General features: G+C 45.6%; 12 protein-coding genes. 8 read left to right on the top strand and 4 right to left on the bottom strand.

The annotated features are described in order from the left end of the window. Nucleotides 1–76: 76 nt before the first annotated feature. A complete protein-coding gene (hemL, locus tag OEL83_02295) occupies nt 77–1,369 on the bottom strand; it encodes a glutamate-1-semialdehyde 2,1-aminomutase (protein ID MDK9705857.1) in 1,293 nt (430 codons plus the stop codon). 388 nt (nt 1,370–1,757) lie between these two features. On the opposite strand from hemL, the gene trxA reads away from it, so the two are divergent. From trxA to OEL83_02280, 3 genes are all read left to right on the top strand, one after another. Beyond that, on the top strand, nt 1,758–2,084 hold the full coding sequence (gene trxA / locus OEL83_02290; GenBank protein ID MDK9705856.1) for a thioredoxin: 327 nt from the start codon (nt 1,758–1,760) through the stop codon (nt 2,082–2,084). Between the two features lie 90 nt (nt 2,085–2,174). Next, entirely contained in the window at nt 2,175–3,104 is a 930-nt protein-coding gene (trxB, locus tag OEL83_02285) for a thioredoxin-disulfide reductase (GenBank protein MDK9705855.1), read from the top strand. Then, entirely contained in the window at nt 3,040–3,939 is a 900-nt protein-coding gene (locus OEL83_02280) for an outer membrane protein assembly factor BamD (GenBank protein MDK9705854.1), read from the top strand. The genes trxB and OEL83_02280 overlap by 65 nt, the downstream gene beginning before the upstream one ends. A 112-nt stretch (nt 3,940–4,051) precedes the next feature. Here the strand turns inward: OEL83_02280 and OEL83_02275 are convergent, their stop codons facing one another. Further along, nucleotides 4,052–4,627 (bottom strand): 4Fe-4S binding protein, encoded by a 576-nt coding sequence (locus OEL83_02275; protein MDK9705853.1) that lies wholly within the window; start codon nt 4,625–4,627, stop codon nt 4,052–4,054. Between the two features lie 200 nt (nt 4,628–4,827). Between OEL83_02275 and secD the strand changes: the two genes are divergently transcribed. From secD to OEL83_02260, 3 genes are read left to right on the top strand one after another with little or no spacing between them, the layout of a single operon-like run. Continuing rightward, nucleotides 4,828–7,413, top strand: a complete 2,586-nt coding sequence (gene secD, locus OEL83_02270; protein MDK9705852.1) for a protein translocase subunit SecD — start codon at nt 4,828–4,830, stop codon at nt 7,411–7,413. Further along, complete coding sequence (locus tag OEL83_02265) at nt 7,406–8,155, top strand: YkgJ family cysteine cluster protein (protein MDK9705851.1); 750 nt, start codon at nt 7,406–7,408, stop codon at nt 8,153–8,155. Before secD ends, OEL83_02265 begins: the two co-directional genes overlap by 8 nt. Nucleotides 8,156–8,191: 36 nt before the next feature. Continuing rightward, nucleotides 8,192–8,812, top strand: a complete 621-nt coding sequence (locus OEL83_02260) for an HAD family hydrolase (protein ID MDK9705850.1) — start codon at nt 8,192–8,194, stop codon at nt 8,810–8,812. Nucleotides 8,813–8,921: 109 nt separating this feature from the next. On the opposite strand, the gene OEL83_02255 is transcribed toward OEL83_02260, so the two are convergent. After that, a complete protein-coding gene (locus OEL83_02255) occupies nt 8,922–9,986 on the bottom strand; it encodes a DUF4388 domain-containing protein (GenBank protein ID MDK9705849.1) in 1,065 nt (354 codons plus the stop codon). A 182-nt stretch (nt 9,987–10,168) separates the two neighbouring features. On the opposite strand from OEL83_02255, the gene OEL83_02250 reads away from it, so the two are divergent. After that, nucleotides 10,169–12,685: a ubiquitin-conjugating enzyme E2 gene (locus tag OEL83_02250; protein ID MDK9705848.1), complete on the top strand. Its 2,517-nt coding sequence runs from the start codon at nt 10,169–10,171 to the stop codon at nt 12,683–12,685. 112 nt (nt 12,686–12,797) lie between these two features. Here OEL83_02250 and OEL83_02245 read toward each other — a convergent pair whose 3' ends face one another. After that, entirely contained in the window at nt 12,798–13,769 is a 972-nt protein-coding gene (locus OEL83_02245) for a KpsF/GutQ family sugar-phosphate isomerase (protein MDK9705847.1), read from the bottom strand. 325 nt (nt 13,770–14,094) lie between these two features. On the opposite strand from OEL83_02245, the gene metK reads away from it, so the two are divergent. Further along, a complete protein-coding gene (gene metK, locus OEL83_02240) occupies nt 14,095–15,264 on the top strand; it encodes a methionine adenosyltransferase (GenBank protein MDK9705846.1) in 1,170 nt (389 codons plus the stop codon). The last annotated feature ends 28 nt before the right edge of the window (nt 15,265–15,292 follow it).

Raw genomic sequence — 15,292 nt, 5'->3', positions numbered from 1 at the left:
TGCTTCAGAGTTACAACAAACCGCTGTGATATAACCTGGTTTGGTATCATGGCTCCCTAGTAAAGTCAATAAATTTTCACTTTTCGAGCAACTTTTTGAATGACCATTCAGTGGTTTTTAATGCTTTATCAAGGTCCTTGTCGCTCTGTGCAGCTGAAACAAAGGCCACTTCAAACTGTGACGGTGCGAGATAAATTCCTCCCTCTAGCATCTGACGATAATGTTGGGCATATCTTTTGGTATCAGAAAGCATCGCTGATTCAAAATTAGTCACAGGCCATTTGGAGAAAAATGCCGTCATCATACTTTCCACGCGATTCACGGAGACCTCAATACCCGTCTTTCTAACAATTTCTCCAAAACGCTCTGCGAAATAATCCGCCTTGGCTTTAAGTTTCTCGTAAAAATCCGGTTTTTGCAAAATCTTCAGGGTAGCAACACCAGCAGCCATAGCCAAAGGATTGCCGGACAGGGTCCCGGCTTGATAGACTGGCCCATCAGGAGCAACGCAATCCATAATGTCTACCTTCCCTCCATAAGCGCCAACCGGTAATCCACCACCAATTATTTTCCCAAGACAAGTCAAATCGGGAATGATGTTGAAGTAATGCTGCGCGCCCCCATAGGAAAGTCTGAAGCCAGTAATTACCTCGTCAAAGATTAATACTATCCCCAGCTCACTGGTAACTTCACGAAGTTTTTTAAGAAATTCCAGTTGTGGCGGAACACACCCCATGTTCCCGGCTACCGGTTCGACAATCACACACGCGATATCAAGGTACTTTTCCCGCAAGGTTCTTTCCATCACGTGGAGATCATTGTAAGGGATGGAGATAGTGTGCTTCACCACATCATCAGGTACACCAGGACTACCGGGAATTCCTAAAGTTATGATTCCCGAACCGGCTTTTATCAGAAATGAATCAGCATGGCCATGGTAGCAGCCGTCAAACTTTACAACTATCTTCTTTCCCGTATATCCCCGAGCGAGCCTGACTGCGCTCATGGTTGCTTCGGTTCCGGAATTTACAAAACGGACTTTTTCAATTGCGGGCATGGCTTCCACAACCATGGCAGCCAAGTCTATTTCGCCCGGAGTAGGCGCCCCGTAACTGGTACCTAAAGCTGCAGTCTTACAGACAGCCGCAACAATGTCAGGATGAGCATGTCCCGCAATCATCGGCCCCCAAGAACAGACAAAATCGACGTATTCGTTTCCATCAGCATCCCAAAGACTAGATCCAGAGGCCTTGGTGATGAAAACTGGGTTACCGCCCACTGCCCGGCAAGCCCTAACAGGACTGTTCACTCCTCCGGGAATAATTTTCTTAGCCTGTTCGAATAACTGATTGGAAATGGGGAAATTCATTCATAACTCCTTTTTCAAAGATATAAGGACTGATGGCATTATCCAAAGCTTCAACTTTTTTAGTGGACAGCCGTCAGTTTTTGGTAAATCGTCTTGGTGCTTATGTGAGTTTTTTTGGCGAGGAGACGCACCCTGCTTGCATGGGTTTAAGGGAAGGAATATAGCATGAAGAACGTTTTTGTGTCAAACACCCTCCCCTTGATTTCTAAACAATTATGCACATTGTAGAAAACCTCTTGTGACAGATTTTGGCTCGCTGCGCTGAACATCTTTTTCTACTTGTCAGTCAACAGAGCAGCAGGTAAAGTTGACAGATGGTTGCCCTGCGGCGATACTTGCTGGCTATGCCTTCAACCCTATACTCACTTCACATCCAAAGGAGATAATAATGGCTACTGATAAAGTTCTGCAACTAAGTGATGCGGAGTTTGATACTGTTACAGCTTCCGCAACACCGACGCTTGTTGATTTTTGGGCACCATGGTGCGGACCATGCAAAGCGATAGGCCCTGTCATTGAAGACCTCGCCAGCGAATATGAGGGGAAGGTCACGATTGCCAAGATGAATGTCGATGACAATCCGGCGACACCCGGAAAATTTGGCATCCGCGCCATCCCAACCTTGATCCTTTTTAAAAGCGGTCAAGTTGTTGATCAAATCACCGGCTCGGTTGGCAAATCACAGCTTGTTGCACTTATTAGCAAGGCGAAATAATCAGAGCCTCGGAAAACCTCCATCGGCAGAACCTCTATCACTCCAGGTAGTTATTCACCTTTCTGTTCCCAAAGGAATCTCCAAGACACAATGAAAGAACACTACGAACTAGTCATCCTTGGCGGTGGCCCAGCTGGTTTATCTGCTGGGCTCTACGCCGCTCGTGCGCGCTTAGATCATGTCTTGATAGAAAAAGGAGCACCCGGAGGACAAGTTTTGCTCACCCACTGGGTTGATAATTATCCCGGATTTCCCGAAGGCTTGACCGGTTTTGACCTGGTTGAGAAGATGACGGAACATGCCAAACGATTTAATCTGAACTCAGAGTTAGCCTGCGTTACGAAGGTAGATCTGAGTAACGACAGACAAAAGGTTCTCCATCTTGAAGATGGTGGGATTGTTACCTGTGACTCGCTGATTATTTGTACCGGGGCAAGTGCCAACTCCCTTGGTGTTCCCGGGGAACAGGAACTCCGGGGAAAGGGTGTCTCCTATTGCGGCACCTGCGATGCTCCTTTCTACCGAAACATGCACGTTGCTGTTGTTGGAGGGGGAAATACTGCCATCCAAGAGGCCGAATATCTTACCAAATTCGCCAGCAAAGTAACGGTAATTCACCGCCGCGACAGTCTCAGGGCAACAAAAATCATCCAAGAAATCGCCTTTGCAAATCCAAAAATCAATTTCCTGTGGAACAAGCGAGTAACAGCAATTGAGGGGCAGGCTGGTGTCGAACGGCTCCATCTCTTAGACAATGATGGTACATCTTCGACCCTTGACGTCCAAGGCGTTTTCGTTCTAATTGGGGTAACTCCCAGCAACGTGGGATTGCCACTCGATTTACTTAATGCCGATAAATGGGGCTTCATCCCCACCGATATCGAAACGCGGACTACCGTTCCCGGGGTTATGGCTGCTGGCGATATCCGCAGCAAAGACGTCCGGCAGATTGTCAATGCTGCAGGCGAAGGCGCAGTTGCCGTTCTCGCTGCGGAAAAATACCTGCAAAGTTTTAAATAACCTCGACATGTGGCCATCGATGCAGTCAATAAACAAAAAAACCGCGATCCATTTCTGCTTGGTTGTTCTGGCTTTTGGATTACTTGCTAGTCTCAGCGCTTGTAGTGATTTCAAAAAAACCTTTAATTTTACTTCAATCGACGAAGACGGGGTTGAGGCAAAAGCCGACATGAATTTACCGGCGAGAAACCTTTTAGCTCAAGGAATGGATGACTACAACGTGGGCAAATATTTTACCGCCATTGAATTCTTTCAAGAAATCCTCAACCGCTACCCTTTCAGCCCAGAGGCACCCCTTGCAGAACTGAAAGCTGCGGACTGCAGTTTCCACCTTGGCCGCTATCTCGAAGCGCTGGTTTTATATGAGGAATTTGCGAATCGCCACCCCACCAACGAGAGTATTCCCTACGTTATCTTTCAGAAGGGAATGTGCAATTACAAGCAAATTGACCGAGTTGACAGGGATACTACTGGTGCAGTCAAGGCTATTGAGTTTTTCAAACAGCTTTTGAAATCTTACCCCAACTCACCATATACCAACGAGGCTAAAGCCCGAATTGCAACAGCCACAGAGTTTCTTGCCGACCATGAGTATTTTGTCGCTGAATACTACGTCAGAACTGAAAAATACGATCAAGCTAAAGTGCGCCTCAAGTTTCTTCTCGCCAAATATTCCGAGCAACCAATAGCCGCCCAGGCTAAAGACTTGCTGGCAAGACTGGAGGCCGGCGATCCACCGAAATCAGCACTCACCTCATGGCTCCCCAAACTGGGTCTGGGGAATTGGTCCTTCTCCGGTCAGGGAGCCGCGGATAATGGTTCTTCGACCGACTGATCTTCTTTGATTATTGAGCCTCTTACCGATATCTTCTCTGGACGCATCCAGCAGCGAGCATCTTAAATAGCAGGGTTAAGGACATAACACCTTGTCCTCAGCTTGCCTGAGACTATAGTAACAAGCCTTCGGCAAGAATCCAGTCATCATTAAGAGATACCGCCATTGCACGTACCGGGCAAATTGGCACGCAGAGGCTGCAGCCTGTACATTTTTCAGCATCAAAGATCACCGCCATCGTCGGTCGCTGAATGTATAGTGCTCCAGAAGAACAAACTCCGGTACAGGCCCCGCATTGGAAACAGTTTGTATCGTCACGGCGAATCCGGGTGGCTAATCGCTCAATTTTCACGCCCATCCCTTTCAAATAGTCGAGACCAGCGACGACATTGGCTTTACTGCTGCCCTTCAGCTCAATGATCATAATACCTTCACGCTGCAGAAGAATGTCGGCTTTAAGAATATTAAATTCAATATCATATTCCTTGACCAACCGGTAAATAAACGGTTGATCGCTGGTATCTTTTGGAAATCGCAGGATATATATTTGAGTGTACAATGTCTTGCCTCGTTTCTTGACAATAATTGGTCTTTCATCAGTCTTTGACCGTTGAAAGAGCATCGCAGTTAAAGTGTTATAAATGTACTTTCCGGGTTTAGTTATAGCAAGGAACTTTTGACCAGACACCCTGCTCCTCCAACCCCATGGCGTTGCTATTTCGAAATCCCCGAAGAAGGCTCTCTCCTCATTCTACTGGTTTTATGTAATAGTACGTGCCAAACCTTGCAAGATTCGGGCTTTGCGTTATAATCGCAGCGTTCGATGGCAATCGCCTCTCATGCCGCCCATTTTTTGCTCTCTCATCCAGGAAAATTCAGGAAAATCATATGAATACAACACTCAAAGTGAAATTTGCCTTCCTCGTGATGGTTATTCTCCTTTCTATCAGCACCGTCCTGCCGTCATTCTACTCAGGTACTCCCGATTGGTGGAAGACCTATCTGGCGCCTGGCGGGCTGCGTCTGGGACTTGACCTTCAAGGCGGCATGCATCTGGTGCTCAAAGTCAACCTCAAGAAAGCCGCTGAAAACACTCTTGAATTTTCCGCAAACGATCTAAAAGATGCCCTCGCCGAACAATCAATTTCCGCTGTACGTACATCCGGACCTGCCACTGACACTATCATTTTTACTCTCCCCAACACAGGGGCTATCGACAAGGTCAAGAAACTCGTTGCCGACAGTTTTTCCGACATTGACGCTAAGATAGAAGCAAAGGAAGGCAGTTTTCCACGTATCTTTCTGACCCTAAAAGACGAGAAAATTCAATTCATCAAAAATCATGCAGTTAATCAATCCTTGGAAATCCTTCGCAATAGGATCGACCAATTTGGAGTAGCTGAGCCTGTTATCATCCGCCAGGGAGAAGACGAAATCGTCATTCAACTGCCCGGTGTCAAAGATCCTGAGCGTGCCCTCAAGCTTCTCGGAGATACTGCGCAGCTGGAATTCAAGCTCGTCGCTGACGCGGCCGGCCTCAATCTGCAAGAGATGATCACCCAGGTTAAGGCCTCCAAGGAGTGGCAGGATGGGGAGAGCATCAAGAAACTCAATCGTGCCCTGCAAAACAAGCTGCCTGACAACACCTCGGTAAATTTCGAAAAGGAGACCGACAAGATCACCAAGAAAGATATACTCGTTCCAATCTTGCTGGAGAACAAGACCCTTATGACCGGCGATATGATTAAAGACGCCCAGGTTCGTATTGGGGGCAGCTTCAACGAACCTTATGTCGGCCTCGACATGACAAGCCATGGCGGTAAAATATTTGCCCATGTCACCGAAAATAATGTCGGCCGGCGATTGGCAATCGTCCTTGATGAGGTTGTTCGTTCCGCTCCGGTCATAAGAGATCGCATACTTGGCGGCTCTGCACAAATAACCGGTAATTTTACCCATGAGGAGGCAGCCGACCTGGCCATTGTCTTGCGAGTCGGTGCCCTGCCTGCCCCTGTCGATATCATCCAAAACATGAGGGTCGGGGCAAGTCTTGGACAAGATTCCATCTCAAAGGGCCTCACCTCCGGTCTCTGGGGCGCTATTTTAGTTCTTGCCTTTATGATCATCTACTACCGACTGTCGGGAGTCATTGCCAATACGGCAATGATATTCAACATCGTCCTGCTTTTTGCTGGCCTTGCCGTGCTCAACGCGACGCTAACCCTTCCCGGAATTGCCGGTATTATCTTGTCAATTGGTATGGCGGTTGATGCCAACGTTCTTATCTACGAACGGATGCGCGAGGAATTTGCCTTGGGAAAATCCGTCCGCTCCTGTGTTGAGGCCGGCTACGAAAAAGCCTTTTCCTCTATCGTCGACTCACAGGTTACCACCCTTATCACCGCGTTGGCCCTGTTTATGTTTGGAACCGGCCCCATCAAAGGCTTTGCCGTAACCCTTTCTCTCGGTATCATTTTCAACCTTTTCACTGTTCTCTTCTACTCACGTTTTGTCTTCGACTCAATCAATGTAATTAAACCGCTGAAGCGTATCAAGTTTCTAACATTGCTGACGAAAACTTCCTTTGATTTCCTGCGTATTAGAAACTTTGCTTTCGCCTTTTCGGCCACGCTGATTGTCATTGGATTTATCGCCCTCATTCAAATATACCGGGGACATGCCAATATGGGTGTAGACTTCTCCGGGGGATCATTGCTGCAATACAAAGCTGCCCAAGACTTTACAATGTCTGAAGTCCGTGAAGCCTTTACGAAAAGTGATGCTCCTGATGCCGATCTGCAGAAAGTTGAAAACGAGCAACGACTGATCATAAAAACAAAGAAATCCCAAGAAGTTGTCTCGAAATATGCCGAAAAATTTAGCAGTGTACTTACGGCTGAGTTACCGGAAAAGCAATTTTACCTTGAAAGCGAATCGGAAATAGGTTCTTCCGTGAGTTCTTCCTTACGAAACCAGGCAATCCTGGCCATTATTATTTCATTTGCCGGGGTAATCATTTACCTCGCTTTCCGCTTTGATATCCGTTTCGGCGTTGCCGCAGCCATTTCCACCTTTCATGATATCATTGTAATGGTCGGTTTGTGCTGGCTTTTAGATATAGAATTTACTCTGCTCATTGTTACTGCTCTACTTACCCTGGCTGGATATTCACTCAATGATACGGTAGTTGTTTTCGACCGGATTAGGGAAAATGCCTTAAAAAATACAAACACTAATCTTGACGTGACAATCAACACCAGCATCAATGAAACCCTTAGCCGTACAGCCATTACCGGCGTAACTACGCTATTTACGCTTCTCGCCTTGATGTTTTTCGGTGGTTCAGTCATCCATGATTTCGCCTTTGTCCTGACCGTTGGTATTCTTTTTGGAACCTATTCGTCAATTTTCGTCGCCAGCCCCCTTCTCACCCTGTGGAAGAAGGAATCGGTTTTGGGTTATAGCCATGGTTGATTCTTCCCAACCAGAGCAGGATACTGCCCCTATCGATACACTTGAAAGCTTTGCCTTCGCATGCCACCCCGGAGTGGCATGCTACACAGAATGTTGCCGCTTGCTTGAACTTGCAATTTCCCCATATGATGCGCTGCGGTTACGTCAAGCAACCAGTCTACCCTCACAACAATTGCTTGAGAAATATTTCATTATCGAGCAGGATCCCGGAGAAGCCTTTCCCAGGGTTTATCTGACGATGGTCGATGACGGCCGAGCCAGCTGTGTCTTCGTTACGAAGGCCGGCTGCTCGGTCTATGAACACCGGCCAGGAGCCTGTCGGACGTACCCTCTTGGACGAGCTGTTTCCCGCATCGCAGGTGGGGTCAATGAACGTTTTGTGATCTTAAGGGAAAATCACTGCCAAGGGTTTCTGGAAACCGCTCAACAGACTCCCAGAAACTACATTACCGACCAGGGACTAACCCGATACAACACCTTTAATGATGCAGTGATGGAGATTCTTCAGCACGAGGCAATCCGCAATGGATTTATTCCATCACGAAGCGATGTTGAGCTTTTTATCCTGGCTCTTTATAACATTGATTCATTTCGCGAGCATTTGTTTCACAATCGCCTCCACTTCACCGTTATGAGCCATAACGAAAGGCAACAACTAGAGGATGATGAAAGTTTGCTGCGGTTTGGCATCGATATGTTGCATAAGCAGATTTTCTCCCAGTTCATCGGAAATATTTCCTAATAATCCTTTCCGTTCTCAGTATTTTCGCCGGAAATTATGCTTAAACTCATCGTATTCGATTGTGATGGAGTTATGTTCGACTCCAGAGAAGCTAACTGCATGTACTACAATCATCTCTTGCATCATTTCGGGTTGCCGCTGATGAGCAAGATCGAGGAGGAGTTTGTACATATGAATAGCGTCAATGATTCAGTGCGGCAGATATTCAGCCATTACCAGGAGCCGACACTTGAAGCAGTTCACGCCTTCAGGCGGCAAGGTGATTATTCCGCCTTCTTGCCCTACATGAAGATGGAGCCTGACCTTATTCTGTTTCTCGAAGAAACAAAAGAGAGGTATAATCTGGCTATTTCCACCAATCGCACCACGACTATGATACCGCTGCTACGCAGCTATAACATTGAGGACTATTTTGGCAAGGTTATGACCGCCGACGCAGTTGCGAGACCCAAACCGGCCCCTGACGCCCTCCTAGAGATACTTAAACATTTTGACTGTCAACCGGACGAAGCAATCTTTATCGGCGATTCAATCATTGACGAGCAACATGCGGCATCTTGTAATGTCCCTCTCGTTGCCTTCAGAAACAGAAACCTTCGTGCCCTATACCATGTAGACTGCTTTCTAGATATTTTGCGGCTCCCACCCCTGCAATAGCTTTCATCCGCAAAAGCCAAACGAAGGTTGTTAGTGCTTCTTCTAGAAAGCAATCAGCCGAATAAAGAGAACAACTATTGTTACTTCACTGTCAATATTGCTGGGGGTATCACTGTTCCTGATCCTCGTCCACTCTTTGTACTCCCTCCATCAGAAGCAGCATAAAATCGCCAATCTCGGTTAATTGCATATGCTTTTGATCCAGTCCAGTAGTAAATCTATATCGCCCGGTTTTTTCAGCAAGAATCTGAAATATCGCCTCCTCATTTCGTAACTCGCCGTATTCCGCGTCAACAATCCCCCCTTCACGAAAGACAACTATCCCGTTACCCTGAGATAATTCTAAAGTCAAAACGCCAGTTTTTTGATGCATGTGAAAAATCTGAAAGAGCTCAGCTGGAACAATTTTATCGATTCGCCCACTCATGCAGGATTTGAAATCCTTGGCTCTGGCGGCATTAGTACGGCGTAACCGGACAGCAAGCAGTTTGGCCATGAATGATTGCACAGCTGGGTTATTGCCGTACAAGCAACCAAACACATCACCGGCAATAGCCAAAACCTTTGAGTTTTTTGTAGCCAAAACAGTTGAAACCGCGACATCAGCCCCGAGATAACTCATCTCCCCGCAAAGATCCCCATCTGTCAATGTTGCAAGAAGCAATTCTCCATCCTCAACTCGGAACTCACCTGCTATAACAATGTACAGATTTAGATTTTTCTCACCTTTTCTTATTAGTACACATCCTTCCTGAAGAGAGATCTCACGAAGATGTCCGGACATCGAAACAATTTCTTCTTTAGGAATGAGTTTAAACAGCGGCCATTCGAGAGCGGAGCTTTCTGTCAATTTCCAATGCAGGCCAACAGTCGCTACCGTTCCAACCACTCCTGCTGCTGTCACCCGCGGGACATGTTCATGGAGTACCTGAGAGAATTTAATCAATCCTCTGCAATCACTACAGTTGTATACCGTTTTTTCCCAATCCAAACTGTAATAGTCTGTTTTTTTGAGCAATTTAAACAAGATTTCGGTTAAATCCCTGACAAGTATCAGGCAAACCTCTTTCCCCTGTGGACAGGCAAGGGTCTTTTCCGATAATATCAATCTCTCACCAACAACATAAAGGGGGCAGTTTTTCTCAGCCACAATTTCAAAAAAAAACCTGAGCATACTTATTGCCACCACTATTTAAACTCGCGATTGGGAATACTAAGCCCTTGCCAGATCAATAATTTTTGAATATTTTCGCCGCTCAATTCTGTCACATGAGCAATTTCTTTTTGTGTTGCTCAAATAAGTTGCTATACTAGCCGTAACAATCATATAACCTATAATTCCAGCAATAATACATTATGTCAGTGTCTCCCGACCAGCTAAGCGAAATCTACCGTCACTTGAGAGATTTTATAGATTCTCAACAGGCTGTCAGTATCAAACCGATGAAGGGAGATCCGCCAGAACAGTATGAAGTTACATATAATATTTCTGGATTTAGCAAGCCGGGCAAAGGTGAACCCTACCTTACGACAGGTCATAAGATCGAAATGACCATCCCTTTCGGTTTTCCACATTTCCCCCCGAGTTGCAAGCCCAAAAGTGATATTTTCCACCCCGATTTTGATCCTGCCGCCATCTGTCTTGGCGAATTCTGGCACCAACATCGACAAATTCCGGATCTTATCGTTTTCATAGGAAGACTTATTAACGGTGAGAGTTTTTCTACGGTCAACGCCTTTAATGAACAGGCCGCAACATGGTATCAGGAACATAGTGATTCTTTCCCAATCGCAAAAATTCACTGGTCAGACAGGCAACCCAACCAACCGGAGACAATCCAAGCTCCGAAAGCACAAATTGACACCCTTAACGATGATGATCTCACACCCGACTTCAGTTTTTTATCGATGGCCAGCGATAGTCCAGGTCAATTCGAACAATCCTCATTGCAGACATCCTTACCGCCTGAGAGTCCTCTTCCCGACGCCGACCTCGCTTTCCTCGATCTCCTGACTAAACAAAAAAAGTTTTTTAAAATTCGCCAAACTCTTGGAGGCAACCAAGCAATTTCCGCACAAGTCCAAGATGTAATATCATATGCCGAAGAAGCAATTAAAAGGGCTGACCAGTTGTACAAGCTAGCTAAGAAAGCTGAGTATGACGATGACTTACAAAACGCTTTACGCCTTTATGAACAGGTTGGAGCAACCACCTCGGATTTCCCCAACCTTGAAGCGGACCAAAAAAGAGTTTCTCAGTCCATTGCTCTCTTCGAAGAAATTAACCAACCCGCGACACCTGATTTTTCTGATTCAGACTTTGATTCTTCTCATGAAAATCTTCCTCCGGTTCCAAACAAAGCAGCAAGCCGTGGCGCAAAGAGCAAACAACATAACAATGCACAGGTCCCAAATAGTTTTTCACCTATCCAGAAAATCCTGAGCAGTAAATTCACAATTACCTTTACTGCTGGTATTTTGTGCGTAATCTTGCTTTGCGGTGGTGGCTACTATCTTTTTCTTGCCAGAAAACTCGAGTCCTCAAATACTGCCTTTTCCAAGTGTGCCAATCTTATCGAAAAAGAACAATTCGAGGATGCCAAGCAAACCTGCAGTGATGCTTTTAATGACCTAGAAGGTCTTACTTTTTTTCAGCAAGAGCGTATCAATGAATTACGAGAAAACATTAACAACATTCTTCAATCAGAAAAACTTTCGCAAGGTCTTGCCGGAAATGTGTTGGTTAACGGCAAATATATCTCAAAAAAAGATGCTGTAATTCTCAATAACTACGCACTGATTTTAAAAGAGGGTGGAGAATTCTTCGATCAGGAAAAGTGGTCAGAAGCAGAAGAGTGTTTCAACAAACTTTTAACAGTTTCAGGAAAAAATACACTTCTCCCCGCCAGCACCATTGAAGATATTAAGAGTAAACTCAGTTTTACTCGTTTTAGCCTTGCCTTCAACGCGGCCAAAGCCTTGCTTGCTAATCAAAAATGGCAAGAAGCTGCAACGGAGTTGAAGAAGGCTAAAATCCAGTTTGAGACATTACCAGAGAAAGATAGACGTAAATATTCAGTTGAGTTAAACACCGCCCTTGCTAAACTCAATTTCGAAGAGTACCGCAAACAAGGAGATGATTTTTTTTCGAAAGCTGACTGGTTAAATGCAATTTCTTCTTATAAGTCTGTTTTACCCTCCGTTGAAAACGGCAATCTGGCCCCCCCAGAAACCCTCGAAGCTCTAAGGGAAAACATAAGCAGGGCCGAACTCTATGCGACGATTGACAAAGGAAACAAGGCGTTTGCTGCTGGTTCATGGGATGAGGCCATTCAAGAATACTATAAGGCAGAGGCAATCCTGACTTCAAGTCAAGCCCTGATAAAATTTTCCGATCCAGACGTAACTCGCCGGAAAATTGAGAGAATAATTCTCCAAACAACAATAGTCCGGGATCGACAGGCTGCTACAAGCCAGCAAAAAGACAAAAAAGATTTAGTGACCGCAAGAAATATTTATCGGCAAATAGTGGCAAATATTACAAAAAGTGGATTCGCCACAGAGACGGAATTTTCCGAGATTAAAAGGGAAAGCCTTGCTGCCATTCAATCTCTTGATGAAAAAATTTATCAAGCCGATAAGGAACAATATCTGAAAGACAATTTCCGCAACCTCTTTACCGAAAATTATCCAGCCACCATTCCCGAGAATCTTAATAATCCAGTTGTCACCTATGTTAAAGAAAGCGATGGCAAAATGATCTTCCGAATGCAATGTATCGAGACTGGTGCAGGAAGACCGCTCATGCTCATAATGCTTTATGCCTACGACAAGGCAAACAATCGTTGGGCATTCTTCTCTGAGCAGCAATAGCCGCCCTCTTCTCACAACACCGTTGCCACTTTCATTTCAGTTTCAACTCAAGGTGAAGACGAAAAGGTGATCAGCGGCTTTGCCTGCTGGGCTTCTTATTGAGTTGAGATACTCAAACAAGAAACCGAAATTCTCCCTTACCCAGTAAATTATGAAGATGCAGGAGGCCAATTATAATTCCATCATCATCGACTATTGGCAAGGCTGTGATCTCGTGGGTTTGCATTATGCTCAGTGCATCTGCAGCAAGTCTCGAACTATCTATGCAGATAGGGTTCTTTGTCATCAACTGGTATGTGCTTAGCTCTGAAATCGGCCTTGTCCCAACAAAGGCCCTACGTATATCACCGTCGGTGACTATTCCTAGCAGTTTATTAGCCCTGTCAGCCACGAGAAGAGCCCCCATATTCTTCTCATTTAATACTCTAATAGCCACGATCGCTGAAGCCTCGGGAGAAATAACCGGGATGTTCACTCCAGTGAACATCACCTCCGTCACTCGCACTTTCAGTCGCTGCCCAAGGCTCCCGCCTGGATGATTCTGCCGAAAGTCCTCTTCCTGGAATTTTTTTCTATTCAAAAGTACTACCGCTAAAGCATCTCCCATCGCAAGAGTAGCTGTCGTACTAGCTGTTGGAGCCAACCCTAAGGGACATGCCTCTTTAGGAACTCTGATATTTAAAACAGCGTCGGCTGCTAAGGCAAGTGATGAATTTTCACCTCCTGTCATCGCAATAATTCGATTGCCTCTTTGTTTCAGGGTGATAAGTAATCCATTCAATTCAGCTGTTTCACCAGAGTATGAAATCGCGAGAATCACATCTCCAGACATCACCATGCCGAGGTCACCATGCATCGCTTCAACAGGGTGGAGAAAAAAGGACGGAGTTCCCGTGCTGTTCATAGTTGCAGCTATCTTTTGCCCCACTAGACCTGACTTTCCTATACCAGTAATAACTACCCTGCCGGGTGCGGCAAGAATCATTTCAACTGCACGGATAAAATCTTCCCCAATACGTTCTCGTATTGCGGCCAAACCCTGCTCTTCAATGAGCAATACTTCCCTAGCATCCTCAACAGACATTTTCAGCGATCCTTTTTATGTATACAGAACATTCTTCAGCATCAATTATCCAATTCCAGCTCAAACTCCAAAAGCGAGAGCACGAGCACATTACTCTTTGTCGATTTTCAGCCCTGCCATCATAATCACAGTTTTTCCCCTGAGCAAGCAGCACCCATCAATCAGGTTGAAGACCTTTGAAAAACAATGACACTTTTTTCAAATACTACTTTTTTATCATTCCCTAAAGCTTTTCTCCTTGCTTTCTTCGTAATTGGTGTATAATTGAGGTTTTTCTGTTCTACCAACTGTTCATTTAATTTCCCATTTACCCATTGGAGTGTATATGTCAGAAGAGTACCTTTTTACCTCAGAATCCGTATCGGAAGGTCATCCTGATAAGGTCGCTGACCAGATTTCCGACGCTATCCTTGACGCCATTCTTACACAAGATCCTGCCGCAAGAGTAGCTTGCGAAACTTTGGTGACAACTGGGATGGCTGTAATTGCGGGTGAGATTACCACTTCCGCATGGGTTGATATGCCTGATGTCGTTCGGCAAACCATCAAAGAAATTGGCTACAATTCTTCAGACATGGGGTTTGATTGGCAATCCTGCGCAGTTATTACCTCTATTGACAAACAGTCCCCAGACATTGCCCAGGGCGTTAATGAAGGTTCTGGCCTTGATCTTGATCAGGGTGCCGGTGATCAGGGTCTTATGTTCGGCTACGCCTGCAATGAAACAGAAACCTTGATGCCGATGCCCATTTCCTTTGCCCACAAATTGACTAAACGCCAATCAGATGTTCGAAAAGCAAATACCCTTTCCTGGCTCCGACCTGACGCAAAAAGCCAAGTCACCATACAGTATGTCGATAAGATCCCCACGCGTATTGAGGCGGTTGTCCTTTCCACCCAGCACGATGCTGCTGTCAGCTATGCCGATCTTAAAGAAGGTGTTATGGAGGAGATCATTAAGCCTGTTTTGCCTAGCACCATGATCGATGCCAATACCAAGTTTTTTATAAATCCAACTGGCCGCTTTGTAATTGGTGGCCCGGTTGGGGATTGCGGAGTCACTGGCAGAAAAATCATTGTCGATACCTATGGCGGCAAGGGATCTCATGGTGGAGGCGCTTTTTCGGGCAAGGATCCTTCCAAGGTGGATCGATCTAGCTCCTATTATGGTCGATATGTTGCCAAAAACTTAATCGCCGCTGGCCTAGCTGATGAGATTGAGGTCCAGGTCGCATATGCCATTGGCATTTCACAGCCGGTTTCAATCAATGTCAATAGCTTTGGCACTGGTAAGATTTCGGATGCCGAAATCAAAAAGCTTATCTTGCAGTTTTTTGACCTTAGACCAAAGGCAATTATTCAGCAACTCGATTTATTACGTCCCATTTATCACTCAACTGCAGCCTACGGCCATTTTGGTCGCGAACTTGAGACCTTTACATGGGAGAAAACCGATAGAGCTGCCATTCTCCGTGACGCAGCTAAGCTCAAGTAACAATTTCTCTCTGACAAAAACTGACATG

Origin of the sequence: Desulforhopalus sp. (genome assembly GCA_030247675.1) — a bacterium.
Classification (GTDB): domain Bacteria; phylum Desulfobacterota; class Desulfobulbia; order Desulfobulbales; family Desulfocapsaceae; genus Desulforhopalus_A.
This window is presented reverse-complemented; position numbering and strand designations above follow the sequence as displayed.

Excerpts from the sequence above, each read along its gene's own strand:
- OEL83_02250 (MDK9705848.1), top strand. The coding sequence starts at position 10,169 with ATGTCAGTGTCTCCCGACCAGCTAAGCGAAATCTACCGTCACTTGAGA.
- OEL83_02255 (MDK9705849.1), bottom strand. The coding sequence starts at position 9,986 with ATGCTCAGGTTTTTTTTTGAAATTGTGGCTGAGAAAAACTGCCCCCTT.
- metK (MDK9705846.1), top strand. The coding sequence starts at position 14,095 with ATGTCAGAAGAGTACCTTTTTACCTCAGAATCCGTATCGGAAGGTCAT.
- OEL83_02265 (MDK9705851.1), top strand. The coding sequence starts at position 7,406 with ATGGTTGATTCTTCCCAACCAGAGCAGGATACTGCCCCTATCGATACA.
- OEL83_02260 (MDK9705850.1), top strand. The coding sequence starts at position 8,192 with ATGCTTAAACTCATCGTATTCGATTGTGATGGAGTTATGTTCGACTCC.
- trxA (MDK9705856.1), top strand. The coding sequence starts at position 1,758 with ATGGCTACTGATAAAGTTCTGCAACTAAGTGATGCGGAGTTTGATACT.
- secD (MDK9705852.1), top strand. The coding sequence starts at position 4,828 with ATGAATACAACACTCAAAGTGAAATTTGCCTTCCTCGTGATGGTTATT.
- OEL83_02280 (MDK9705854.1), top strand. The coding sequence starts at position 3,040 with ATGCTGCAGGCGAAGGCGCAGTTGCCGTTCTCGCTGCGGAAAAATACC.
- OEL83_02245 (MDK9705847.1), bottom strand. The coding sequence starts at position 13,769 with ATGTCTGTTGAGGATGCTAGGGAAGTATTGCTCATTGAAGAGCAGGGT.
- trxB (MDK9705855.1), top strand. The coding sequence starts at position 2,175 with ATGAAAGAACACTACGAACTAGTCATCCTTGGCGGTGGCCCAGCTGGT.
- hemL (MDK9705857.1), bottom strand. The coding sequence starts at position 1,369 with ATGAATTTCCCCATTTCCAATCAGTTATTCGAACAGGCTAAGAAAATT.